The 11,198-nt window shown below is 66.1% G+C and carries 11 protein-coding genes; 1 reads left to right on the top strand and 10 read right to left on the bottom strand.

Annotation, left to right across the window (positions count from 1 at the left end):
* The 3 genes from ABZW16_RS18580 to ABZW16_RS18570 all read right to left on the bottom strand — a co-directional run.
* Positions 1-1,333, bottom strand: a 1,333-nt coding sequence (locus ABZW16_RS18580) for a Tex-like N-terminal domain-containing protein (RefSeq protein ID WP_354957143.1), incomplete at its 3' end; no start/stop codon positions are given.
* 319 nt (positions 1,334-1,652) lie between these two features.
* Positions 1,653-3,299, bottom strand: coding sequence for an AMP-binding protein (locus ABZW16_RS18575; RefSeq protein ID WP_354957137.1), 1,647 nt, complete (start codon positions 3,297-3,299; stop codon positions 1,653-1,655).
* On the bottom strand, positions 3,299-5,071 hold the full coding sequence (locus ABZW16_RS18570; protein WP_354957135.1) for an AMP-binding protein: 1,773 nt from the start codon (positions 5,069-5,071) through the stop codon (positions 3,299-3,301). Before ABZW16_RS18570 ends, ABZW16_RS18575 begins: the two co-directional genes overlap by 1 nt.
* A 96-nt stretch (positions 5,072-5,167) precedes the next feature.
* Here ABZW16_RS18570 and ABZW16_RS18565 point away from each other — a divergent pair, with 96 nt between their 5' ends.
* The gene (locus ABZW16_RS18565; protein WP_354957134.1) at positions 5,168-6,022 is read left to right on the top strand and encodes a LuxR C-terminal-related transcriptional regulator; all 855 of its coding nucleotides are present in this window, start codon (positions 5,168-5,170) and stop codon (positions 6,020-6,022) included.
* Between the two features lie 23 nt (positions 6,023-6,045).
* On the opposite strand, the gene ABZW16_RS18560 is transcribed toward ABZW16_RS18565, so the two are convergent.
* The 7 genes from ABZW16_RS18560 to ABZW16_RS18530 form a co-directional block, all read right to left on the bottom strand.
* On the bottom strand, positions 6,046-6,513 hold the full coding sequence (locus ABZW16_RS18560) for a hypothetical protein (RefSeq protein ID WP_354957133.1): 468 nt from the start codon (positions 6,511-6,513) through the stop codon (positions 6,046-6,048).
* Positions 6,514-6,909: 396 nt separating this feature from the next.
* Positions 6,910-7,602: a tRNA (guanosine(37)-N1)-methyltransferase TrmD gene (gene trmD, locus ABZW16_RS18555; protein ID WP_354957132.1), complete on the bottom strand. Its 693-nt coding sequence runs from the start codon at positions 7,600-7,602 to the stop codon at positions 6,910-6,912.
* Between the two features lie 63 nt (positions 7,603-7,665).
* Positions 7,666-8,190, bottom strand: coding sequence for a ribosome maturation factor RimM (gene rimM, locus ABZW16_RS18550; RefSeq protein ID WP_354957131.1), 525 nt, complete (start codon positions 8,188-8,190; stop codon positions 7,666-7,668).
* On the bottom strand, positions 8,191-8,433 hold the full coding sequence (locus ABZW16_RS18545; protein ID WP_327101130.1) for an RNA-binding protein: 243 nt from the start codon (positions 8,431-8,433) through the stop codon (positions 8,191-8,193).
* Entirely contained in the window at positions 8,433-8,858 is a 426-nt protein-coding gene (gene rpsP, locus ABZW16_RS18540) for a 30S ribosomal protein S16 (RefSeq protein WP_354957130.1), read from the bottom strand. Before rpsP ends, ABZW16_RS18545 begins: the two co-directional genes overlap by 1 nt.
* A gap of 377 nt (positions 8,859-9,235) precedes the next feature.
* Positions 9,236-9,814, bottom strand: coding sequence for a Uma2 family endonuclease (locus tag ABZW16_RS18535; protein WP_354957129.1), 579 nt, complete (start codon positions 9,812-9,814; stop codon positions 9,236-9,238).
* Between the two features lie 288 nt (positions 9,815-10,102).
* The gene (locus tag ABZW16_RS18530) at positions 10,103-11,086 is read right to left on the bottom strand and encodes an LLM class F420-dependent oxidoreductase (protein WP_354957128.1); all 984 of its coding nucleotides are present in this window, start codon (positions 11,084-11,086) and stop codon (positions 10,103-10,105) included.
* Between the last annotated feature and the right edge of the window lie 112 nt (positions 11,087-11,198).

Raw genomic sequence — 11,198 nt, 5'->3', positions numbered from 1 at the left:
CCAGCTCGGCCAGCGGGTCCTGCAGGCGGCGCGCGATCGATACCGCGCCGCGCAGCGAGACATCCATATCGGGTAGTTCCTGCGAGGCGTAGGCCGATGCGGAGTACACCGACGCGCCCGCCTCGGACACCACGATCTTCGTCGGCTTGTTCTCCGGAATGCGCGAGATCAGTTCGGCGGCAAGGGCATCGGTCTCGCGCGAGGCAGTGCCATTGCCGATGGCGATGAGCTCGACGCCGAACCGGGCCACCAGCGCACCGAGTACGGCAAGGGACTTTTCGGTCTGTCCCTGCGGCTTGTGCGGGTAGATGACCTCGGTGGCGACGACCTTGCCGGTCGCATCGACGACCGCGACCTTCACGCCGGTGCGGTAACCCGGATCCAGCCCCATGGTGGCGCGGGTGCCCGCGGGTGCGGCGAGCAGCAGATCGCGCAGGTTCGCGGCGAACACATCGACGGCGTCCTTCTCGGCCGCCTGACGCAGCCGCATGCGGGTGTCGATGCCAAGGCTCACTTGAAGTTTCGTGCGCCATGCCCAGCGCACCGTGTCCAGCAGCCAGTTGTCGGCGGCCCGGCCGCGATCGGCGATATCGAACTTCACCGCGATTCGGCCCTCGTAGATCGACCGCTCACCAGGCTCGAGTTCCTCGGTATCCGGTTCGAGCTGCAGTTGCAGGATCTCTTCCTTCTCGCCGCGCAGCAGCGCGAGGATCCGGTGCGAGGGCAGCTTGCTGAACGGCTCGCTGAACTCGAAGTAGTCGGCGAACTTCGCGCCCGCCTCCTCCTTGCCCGCGCGCACGCTCGAGCTGACCTGACCGCGGTTCCACATCAGCTCGCGCAGTTCGCCGACCAGGTCGGCATCCTCGGCGAAACGCTCGACCAGGATGGCACGGGCGCCGTCGAGCTGCTCGGCGGTGTACTGCGCCGGATCGGTGGCCGGATCGCCGATCAGCGCGTCGGCGACCGGCTCGTGACCGGCCTCGCGGGCGATCTGCGCCTTGGTGCGCCGCTTCGGCTTGTACGGCAGGTAGATGTCCTCGAGACGGGCCTTGGTCTCGGCCATCATCAACTGCCCGAGCAGTGCGTCATCGAGTTTGCCCTGGCCCTTGATGGATTCGATGATGGCGCCGCGGCGCTCGTCGAGTTCGCGCAGATAGCTCAGGCGCTCGTCGAGCTGACGGAGCTGGGCATCATCGAGGCCGCCGGTGACCTCTTTTCGATATCGCGCGATGAAGGGCACGGTCGAACCAGCATCCAGCAGCTCGACGGCGGCGCGGACCTGACTCTCGCGCACGCCGAGCTCCTCGGCGATGCGCTGGCCCACGCTGGCCAGCGCTCTGGTCGCGGCCGGTGCGGCGGCGGTCGTGTCGGTGTTCGTCGCTGAACTGGCGATCTCGGGCGCTGTCGTCACGCCCGAGACACTACCGTTGTCACCCGACAAACGGCCCACGCCCAGGTAAACCGGTACGGGCATGCCCGAATTGCGCGGTGTCACCGTCGGTCGGGCAGGTCCGGTATGGCCTTGGACAGCTCGCGCCGCCCCGGGCCTTTTGCCGGTCGTGAGGTGCTCGAACAGTGTGGTCGCAGGCCGACAGTCGAGCAGTTGGCGGAGTTTTGGACGTCCCCGGCGAGTCACCCGAGTACGCGCGAAATCAGCGGTCGCTCGGTCTGCGCGCATCCGAAGAGGCGAGCATTGCCGCAGCCAGCTCACGCATTTCAGCCTTACGGATCTTGCCCGTGACAGTCATCGGGAACTCCTCCACGACGTGCACATAGCGCGGGATCTTGAAGTGCGCGAGCTTGCCGGTGCAGAACGCGCGGACCGCGTCGGCGTCCAATGGTGTTGTGCCGTCCTTCATTCGGATCCAGACCATCAGCTCTTCGCCGTATTTCGGGTCGGGGACGCCGACCACCTGAGCGTCGAGGATGTCCGGATGGGTGTAGAGGAACTCCTCGATCTCGCGCGGGTAGATATTCTCGCCGCCGCGGATCACCATGTCCTTGATCCGCCCGGTAATGGCCAGGTATCCGTCGTCGTCCATGACGCCGATATCGCCGGTATGCATCCAGCGGGCGGCGTCGATGGCCTCGGCGGTCTTCTCCGGTTCGGACCAGTAGCCGAGCATCACCGAATAGCCGCGGGTGCACAGTTCGCCGGGTACACCGCGCGGCACCGTCAAACCTGTTGCGGGGTCGATGATTTTGACCTCCAGATGCGGTCCGACCCGGCCGACGGTCGCGGTGCGGCGGTCGATGCTGTCATCGCGGCGGGTCTGCGTCGAAACCGGGGAGGTTTCGGTCATGCCGTAACAGATGCACACCTCGCTCATCCCCATGCGATCGATCACGCGCTTCATGACCTCGACCGGGCAGGGTGATCCGGCCATGATGCCGGTGCGCAGACCGGACAGGTCGACATCGGTGCCCGAATCCAGTTCCGTGAGCATCGCGATGAACATGGTCGGCACACCGTAGAGCGAGGAGCACCGCTCCGCCGCGACCGCGTCCAAGGTCGCGACCGGATCGAACGAGGGTGCCGGAATCACCACGGCCGCACCATGACTGGTGCTGGCCAGGTTGCCCATGACCATCCCGAAGCAGTGATAGAACGGCACCGGCACACAGATCCGGTCCTGTTCGGTGTAGCCGCAGAGTTCGCCGACGAAGTAGCCGTTGTTGAGGATGTTGTGGTGACTGAGCGTCGCCCCCTTGGGGAAGCCTGTTGTGCCGGAGGTGTATTGGATATTGATGGGGTCGTCCATGGACAGTGTCGCGGCGATCGCCGCAAGTCGCTCGGCATCAATATCGGTCCGCGCCACCGCATCCCATTCGGGAGTGCCGAGCACCAGCACCTGCTCCAGACCCGGGCATGCCGGGCGGACCTGCTCGATCATGGCAACATAGTTGGAGGTCTTGAACTCCGGCGCGGCGATCAGCAGACGCACTCCGGCCTGGCGCAGTACATATTCCAGTTCGCTGGTGCGGTAGGCCGGGTTGATATTGACCAGGATCGCACCGAGTTTCGCGGTGGCGTACTGGGTGAGGAACCACTCCGCGCAATTCGGCGCCCAGATGCCCACACGGTCGCCCTTGCCGATGCCACGCGCCGAAAGCCCGGTCGCGAGTGCGTCGATCGCGGCCGCGAGTTCGCGATAGGTCCAGCGACGACCGGTTGGACAGTCCACCAGCGCTTCCCGGTCTGCATAGGCGGCGGCCATGCGATCGAAGTCGTCGCCGATAGTGTCGCCGAGCAGCGGAGTTTCCGCGGTGCCGGAGGCGTAACTCGGGAGAGCGGACATCACCGAACCCCCTGCTGCCGCAGGATGAACCGCTGCACCTTGCCACTGGGCGTCTTGGGCAGTGCGTCCACGAAATGCACCTTGCGCGGATAGGCGTGCGCGGCAAATTTTCGTTTCACCAGGGCCTGCAATTCGGCCTCGAGTTCGGCGTTGCCCTCGAATCCGTTGCGCAGCACCACGAATGCCTCCAGCACCTCGCCGCGCAGTTCATCGGGCATGCCGACCACGGCGGCCTCGACCACCCGCTCGTCCAGTACCAATACGCTCTCGACCTCGAACGGGCCGATGCGGTATCCGGCCATGATGATGACATCGTCGTCGCGGGCCGAGAAGTGGAAGAAGCCATCCGCATCCTGTGATCCGGCATCACCGGTCAGATACCAGCGGCCGTCGGCGGTGTAGCGCTGCGCGGTGCGTTCCGGAGCGTCGAGATAGCCGAGGAACCACAGCAGGGGGCTGCGTTCGGTATCGATGGCGACCCGGCCCAACTCGCCGATCGGCGCTTCGACATCGGCAACGTCGGCGAGCACCGCACAATGCCAACCCGGCATCGTTCGCCCCATCGAGCCCTCTGGCGCGTCCACCCGCAGCGCATCGTGCCAGGAATTGCAGATGAGCATGCCGTGTTCGGTCTGCCCATAGTGGTCGCGAACCGCGCCGCCGAGGGTATCGATCGACCAGGTCACCACATCCGGGGTCAGTGGTTCGCCCGCCGATGAGGCCCGCCGCAGCTGGAGACCGGATGGGGCAGCGGCGCTATCGGCGCGCAAGGCGCGGTAGACCGTCGGCGCGGCGGTGAAATTGGTGACGCCGAACCGTTCGAGTACCTGCCAGGTCAGCGGTGCGGAAAATGCGGCGTGCAGCAGCAGACTGCGGATACCGGAGGCCAGCGGGCTCAGGATCGCCCAGTACAGGCCGTACGCCCAACCCGGGTCGGCGGCGTTCCAGTAGACGTCGTCGGCGCGGACGTCGAGCGAGAACTCCTGGTACGCATGGAATGCCGCGAGCGCACGCACCGGAATCGGCACGCCCTTCGGAGTGCCCGTTGTGCCGCTGGTGAACAGCTGAACCAGCAGCCCATCGCCACCGACGGTTGCGGCAGCGGCTCGCGGGTCGTCAGCGGAATGCTGCGCGAGCAAATCCGCGAACCTCAGCGGTGTCGCCGCCCGTACCTCGGCGTCGCGGCCCGCAATAGGCGCCTGCTCCTCGGCGACATGCCCCGGGACTGTCGCAGTGGCATCCTCGGCAGCCGAACTCGCTATCGGCTTTTCGGCCGAGTCCTGGGCTGCGACGGTCGCTGATGTCCGACCGTCCCCCGCGATGATGACCCGCCACGTCGGCTCGGCCGGGATGTCGTCACCGGGGACGAGCTTGCTCGCCTGATCCGCGTCCGCGATGACGAGCGCGGCACGGCTGGCCTCGAGGCGGAAGGCGATGGCAGGCGGGGCGAAGGCGGTGAACAGCGGAACGTGCACCGCGCCGCGGCGCCAGATGCCGAGCAGCGCCACCACCAGATCCGCGGACTTCGACATCAGTGTGGCGACCCGGTCACCCGGTTCAATGCCGAGGTCGGCGAGGGCGGCGGCAAAACGCTGAGAGCGTTCGCGCAGCTCACCGTAGGTGAGGTCCGTTGCGGTCAGATCGGGGTCGACGATGGTGAACGCGACCCGGTCGGCGGGATGCCGGTCGCACAGCAGATCCGCCGCGCTGGCGTCGGGTCCGTCGTAGGTCTCCAGTAACTGGCGCACGCGCGCGCTCAGGTCCGCAGTCATCTCGCCTCTCCTCATCGGTGATCCAGGCCACCTCGATGTCCAATAGGATGTGGGTCACATCACGTCCGGCACTACCCCCGAAAAGGGGTGAGTCTTTTGACCCACACCAACGCTCTGCTGCGCCCGCGCGACGGTGACGCGCTGCGCTCCGAGATCCGCTGGGTGGCGACCAAGGCGGGCGTGCCGGTGGTATTCGGCGGCGAGGTGCACGATGACGCATTGCTGCTCACCGAATTCGTCGGCACCGTTACCAACGGTCTGCGTGGACTCACCGTGCTGCGCACCTCCGGACTCGGCGGCCGGGTCATGGATATGCGTCGCCCGGCCTCGGTCGCCGACTACCGCAATGCCTCCTCGATCACCCACCACTACGACGGCCCGGTCTTCGGTGAACGCATCCGATCGGTCGTCGCGGTCCCCGTGGTGGTCGACAACCGCTCGCGCGCGGTGCTCTACGCCGCCAACCGCGGCGGCACACCGCTCGGCGACCGCACCGCTGATCTGGTCGTCGAGGCCAGCCGCCGCCTGGCCACCGAGATCACCATCCGCGACGAGGTCGACCGCCGCCTGCGCCTGTTGGAGATGACGACCCCCGCGCCCGATACCGCACCCGCCATCGCCGAGGAACTCCGCGATATCAGCGCCGAACTCCGCGGCGCGGCGCGCTCGGCCGCGGATGAGCAGCTCCGCGAACGCCTGCACTCGATCTGCGAACGCCTCACCCGGGTCCTGGTCGGCGACCCGCCGCCGGACGCCCCACGCCTATCCCGCCGCGAACTCGATGTGCTCTCCCAGATCGCCCTCGGCTGCACCAATCAGGAAGCCGCCCAACGCCTTTCCCTCGGCACCGAGACGGTGAAGAGCTATCTGCGCAACGCGATGACCAAACTCGACGCACACTCGCGCCACGAGGCCGTGGTCACCGCCCGCCGCCACGGTTTGCTGCCCTGACGGGGCTTTCGGCGCGCACAACATCACGGCGTGAAATTCTCGGGGTGGAAATCGATTGACATCGGCACGCGCGCACCGCTTATCGCGCGGTTGCGTGCCGGGCTCGCGGCCGGGCCGATGGCGGCATCGCTGCGTGCGGGTCCGATACGCCGGAACACCACGGGCCGACCTCGTCGGACACTCCGGCGGTGAACCTGTCGGGAATCGAGCCGTCGGATATTGGGCCGCATGACGCGGTCGGCATCACGGCAACGATCACCGATGACCGATTGACCGGTATCGACCCACCTTCCGGCAAACAGAAGTGGGTGGCAACGGCCCAGCCTGCGGCCCAACAGCAAGCCCATCTCGACGCTGGACAAGGGCCGTGGGCTATTGGTCGGTTGGCAGGGCGAATTCGGCTCGATGCTCGTCGATTTCCAGAGCACCCTGCTGAAGTCGGCACCGTGGGGCGCACTGATCCCCGGCAAGAACGGCACCTTCGCCATCATCCCGACGGCGTGGCCGCCGCAATGCGACGTGGTCAGCGTCCGCCGGTGCAAAACCCTTCGGGGGTGTACTGGCAGGGACGCTCGTCGCGTCCTTTGTACTGTCCATGGTTGCTGCTGAGGGCGCGCTGCCCCTCGCGACCGGAGTCCCGATCATGCGTATCTCGATCCGCGGCCACTCTGACTACGACGAGTTCTGGCGTACCAAGATCACATACGACCAGCACCGCGCCACCGATGAGAGTTGAGGCCATCACTCGACGCACCGTCCCGAGCCCAGCTGCTGTCCGCACAGTCACCTACCCGTCAGTCAATGTACCGTTAGTTAACGATATATTCATCGACGGGTTGATATCTGTTCATTCGGGTGCGACACGCGGATGAGCGCCGCGGCGAAGCTCAGCCGTCGTCCTGGTCTGCGAGCAGATCCGGACGCCGTTCGCGGGTCCGAGCCAGCGACTGTTCACGTCGCCATGCGGCGACCTTGGCGTGATCTCCGGACAGCAGGATCGGCGGAACATCCAGACCGCGCCAGGAGACCGGGCGGGTGTAGCTGGGACCTTCGAGCAGTCCATCGGAGAACGAATCCTCTTGGTGGGATTGCTGATTGCCGAGCACGCCGGGGAGCAGGCGGACCACCGCCTCGGCCATGACCAGGACCGCGGCCTCACCACCGATGAGGACATAGTCGCCGATGCTGACCTCCTCGACGCGAACCCGGCGGGCGGCATCGTCGAAGACGCGTTGATCGATGCCTTCGTAACGGCCGCAGGCAAATACGAGGTGTTCCTCGCTCGCCCAGCGTTGGGCGGTGGCCTGGGTAAAGGGCACACCGGCGGGCGTGGGCACCACGAGCAGCGCGTCGGCGGGGCATACCTCGTCGAGGGCGTCGCCCCAGACGGTCGGCTTCATGACCATGCCCGGCCCGCCGCCGTATGGCGAGTCGTCCACGGATTTGTGCACGTCATGGGTCCAGCGACGCAGATCGTGCACGTCGAGCGAGATAAGCCCCTTGTCGATCGCCTTGCCCAGCAACGCCGTTCGCAGCGGCTCCAGATACTCCGGAAAAATCGTGACGACATCGAGTTTCATGCTGCCCCCTGCTTCTGGCGGGAGATACCTATTGATCGCACCCATCGATGCGGGCGCACGCCGCTACTCGGGATCGAGCAGGCCTTCGGGCGGATCGATGACGACGAGGTGATCGGTCAGCGAGACGGTCGGCACGATGGCCGTGACGAACGGAATCAGAATCTCCCGGCCGTCGTCCGCGGCACGCACCGAAAGCAGTTCACCCGCGGCCGAATGCAGTACCTCGGTGACCTCGCCGACGACGGTGCCATCGGTGAGCTGGACGGTCAGGCCCTCCAACTCGTGGTCGTAATACTCGTCCGGATCCTCCGACGGCGGCAGATCCGCACTGTCCACGACGAACAGCGTGCCACGCAGCGCATCGGCGGCGGTGCGATCGGAGACCCCGACCAGCTGCACGAGAAGTCGGCCCGAATGCTCTCGGGCCGACTCCACGGTGAACTCACGCACTTCGTTGGACCGCGCCGCCCGACCGCGCAGCCGCACACCGGGTGCGAAGCGCGCGTCAGGATCATCGGTGCGTACCTCGACGACCAGTTCGCCGCGCACACCGTGCGATTTGGCGACCCGGCCTACGACGAGTTCCATCTAGGCGTCGGTATCGACCACGTCGACCCGGATGCCCCGGCCGCCGATACCGGCAACGAGGGTGCGCAGCGCGGTCGCGGTACGACCGCCGCGACCGATCACCTTGCCCAGGTCCTCGGGATTGACGTGCACCTCGACGGTGCGTCCCCGGCGGCCGGTGATCAGCTCGACGCGGACGTCATCCGGATTGGCGACAATGCCGCGAACCAGGTGTTCAACGGCATCGGCCACGACAGCGGACATTACTCGGCAGCCTCGGTCTCGGCGGCCTCGTCCTTCTTGGCGGCCTTCTTCTTGGGGGTGACGGCCTCGGCGACCGGCTCGTTATCGGCGGCGGCCAGCGCGGCGTTGAACAGGTCCAGCTTGGACGTCTTCGGAGCCTTCACCTTCAGGGTGCCCTCGGCGCCCGGCAGGCCCTTGAACTTCTGCCAGTCGCCGGTGATCTCCAGCAGGCGCTGCACGGCCTCGGTCGGCTGCGCGCCGACACCCAGCCAGTACTGCACGCGCTCGGAGTTGATCTCGATCAGCGACGGCTCTTCCTTCGGGTGGTACTTGCCGACGTTCTCGATGGCGCGGCCGTCACGACGGGTGCGGGCGTCGGCGATGACCACGCGGTACTGCGGGTTCCGGATCTTGCCGAGGCGGGTGAGCTTGATGCGAACAGCCATGTGCTGATCTGCCTTTCAGTGGTTGGTCACGGCACAATTCAGCGACCCGCACGGTCTGCGAGCCCGGTTTTGCGCTTGGAGTGTGTGACCGCCGCGCGGTACGTAACCGGAGACGGGCTGACACTTGTCCAGGAGGACGGTGGTCCATTCTGCCAGACCGGCCACCCTCCCCTGAAATCGCGATGTCAGGAAGCGATCGGCCCGGCGAGATTGCCCCGAGGCCGCCGCTCGACTCGGCGGCGACGCGGCCCTGGAATTGATCGCGCCCGGCCTGGTGCGGGCCATTGTCGACAGCATCCGCATTGTCGTCAGCGGTATCGCGCACCTGTCCAGTCGACGGCCGAGCCCCACCGCGCGCAGTTGCGGGCGGCCACGCCTCAGCGCAGGTCCGCAGTGTTCACGGTGACCGAAACGGGTCCTGGAGCAACGACCGCTTCGCCCGCCGCAGCGTATACCTCCTGACGGTATCCGCTCTCACCGAGCCGATAGCCCCAGAAGCGCGCTGGCTGGTCCTCGGGCAGTTCCACAATCCACAGGTAAGGGACCCGCGCGGCCGCGTATGCGGCGATCTTCGTGTCGCGTTCCTCGCGGCTATTGCCGGGAGACCACACCTCCACGGCAAGCACCAAGTCCTCCGGCGCGAAGCTGGTGTGGTTGATGTCGACATTCACCACAGCGATATCTGGAATGACACCGGTGCGGAAGGCCGTACTGATCCGTACGGCTACTGCAGGCAGAACATGCAAATCCGTCCGCCCCGCAGTCCGCAACGCATCGCGCAGCAGAATCGCCAACTCCAACGACGCATACTGATGCGGACCGCCGGGCGCCGGCGTCATGTAGAGGTACCCCAGGATGAGTTCGAGTCGAGATCCATCGGACGGCTGCACTTCAGCCAGCCAGTCTTCCACAGTCGTTGGCCCCAAGGGATGAATCATCGCAACCTCGGCGCTCATCGTCATATCCCGTCCGATCTCCGTCGCATGAGACCACCAATACGAGCATCACCATGCAACTTCGTGTGGTCCACTGTAACCCGGCCACCATCACCACTGGCGATATCGCAGCCCCGGCCGATCAGTGTGGCACTCGCTGATTCACGGGCTGGGCGCAGTGGCGGCGACTGCTTTCATGAACCCGCGTCGACAGCCGACGGTGGCGGACACCGGTCCGAGTGCCCGAGCTCGAGCAGCATCCGCGGGATCCCGCTGAGTCCAGACCCGGCCTCTCGGGCCGAGACCGCCCTAGCGAACCAGTGGCGCGAGCGTGCGTCCCGCGAGATCGACAGCGCCGGGTTCGTGACCGGTGGTCACCAGATTGACGATGAGGCCCTGGACTCCACTGTCGAGCACCCGGGTCTGCAGTTGCTCGGCGACTTCGGCGGGGGTGCCGACGAATTGGCGGTCGGCGATGGTCTGCTTGCGTTCGTTCTCGGAGAGGGTGGACAGGTCGACGCCGATGCCGCGCAGCATATCCTGCTGTTGTTTGCGCACACGGTCGCCGTCTTCATCGATCATCAGGAAGCAGAGGAAGCTGACTTCCAAAGTCGCCGGGTCGCGACCGATTTCGGCGCAACGCTGGTGCAGCGCCGCCATCTTGCGCGGGAGTTCGGAGGCGTTGGCGACGATATTGATGTGATCGGCGAAGCGGGCCGCAAGCGCGAAGGTCTTCTTCTCGCCGCCGCCACCGAGCAGGATCGGCAGATCGTTGCGCAGCCGGGGCTCGTTCATGGCGTTATCGGTGTGGTACCACTTGCCGTCGAAGGTCGAATGTTCGCCGCGCAGCATCGGTGTGATGATCTGCAGCGCCTCGTCGAGGCGCTGGAATCGTTCGGTAAAGGTGCCGAATTCGAAGCCGTAGGACTGGTGCTCGAGTTCGAACCAGCCCGCGCCGATACCGAGTACGGCCCGGCCGCCACTCACCAGATCGAGGGTGGTGACGGTCTTGGCCAGCAGCGCGGGATTGCGGTAGGTGTTGCCGGTTACCAACGCCGACAACTGAACTCGTTCCGTGGACGCGGCGATGCCGGACAGCGCGGTGTACGCCTCCAGCATCGGATCACTCGGCACACCGAGACCGGGCAACTGGTAGAAGTGGTCCATTACGAAGACGGTGTCGAAGCCAGCGGCTTCGGCCTCCCTGGCCTGCGCCACCACAGTCGGAAACAGTTCGCTGACGGGCCGACCATAGCTGAAGTTGGGCATCTGATAGCCGAGGCGAATGGTCACGGAACCGACCATACGCGCCCGCTGCCGCGAGTTCCGGTTCTTGCTCGTATCAACCCGCTGACCTGGGCAGCAGCACGTCCGGACCGGCCGTCACACGAGCTGTCCTACAGTA

The sequence above is a fragment of the Nocardia sp. NPDC004604 genome (genome assembly GCF_040609795.1).
Classification (GTDB): Bacteria; Actinomycetota; Actinomycetes; order Mycobacteriales; family Mycobacteriaceae; genus Nocardia.
Note: the sequence above shows the minus strand (reverse complement) of the source record. Positions and strands in the feature narration are given on the sequence as shown.